The sequence below is a fragment of the Geobacillus proteiniphilus genome (genome assembly GCF_001908025.1).
GTDB classification, from domain to species: Bacteria; Bacillota; Bacilli; order Bacillales; family Anoxybacillaceae; genus Geobacillus; species Geobacillus proteiniphilus.
The window spans coordinates 1-657 of record NZ_MQMG01000138.1 but is presented as its reverse complement, the minus strand read 5'-3'; the positions used below and the strand labels follow the sequence as shown (position 1 = coordinate 657).

Sequence of the window (657 nt, the reverse complement as noted above, 5' to 3'; positions counted from 1 at the left end):
CGCCCCATGAGATCGGGGTGTTGATGGAGGCGAAGCGTTCGGAGTATCCCGCGAAATGGGAAGAAGCCTATACCCCTTCCGTTTTAGTCGACTATGAAACCGATTTACATGTGTATGATCAACGTCTTTGTCCGTCAAGGGAAGGGGGAAGCCGGGCATGAAGATGGATTTAAAAGAGATTTGTAAAGCCCTGCATTTGGCGTACATCGCGGATCGATTCGAGGAGGTGGCCTACGAGACCAAGGAACAGTTTTTGCGTGATGTGTTGGCGTTGGAGCTGTCGTTCCGTCAGAAAGCAAAACAGGCTCGATTGATCAAGAAGGCGAAGTTCCGGGAGTTGAAATGGCTCAAAGATTACGAATGGTCGGATCAGATTCATTGGCCGACCACGACCTCGAAGGAAGAACTTTGCGACCTTCGCTTTTTGGAGCAAAAACAGAACGTCCTGCTTTTAGGTTCGCCGGGAACAGGAAAAACCCATCTCGCCACCGCATTAGGATTAAAAGCGTGTGAACGGGGCCATGAAGTTCGGTTTTTCCGTGTCGCCGATCTTGTCGCCCAGCTCGAAGAGGCGTTAAAAGACGGCACCCTCGGACGGCTCAAACGGCAAATCGACACATGCGAGCTGTTGATTTTGGACGAACTCGGCTATGTACC

1 protein-coding gene and 1 pseudogene are annotated in these 657 nt (G+C 51.1%); both read left to right on the top strand.

Features of this window, described 5'->3' with window-relative positions; translation table 11 throughout:
• Positions 1–161 (top strand): annotated as a pseudogene (locus BRO54_RS20950) (IS21 family transposase); the annotation flags it as partial.
• On the top strand, positions 158–657 hold a 500-nt coding region (locus tag BRO54_RS18890), incomplete at its 3' end, for an ATP-binding protein (RefSeq protein WP_074044859.1). The pseudogene BRO54_RS20950 and the gene BRO54_RS18890, both read left to right, overlap by 4 nt.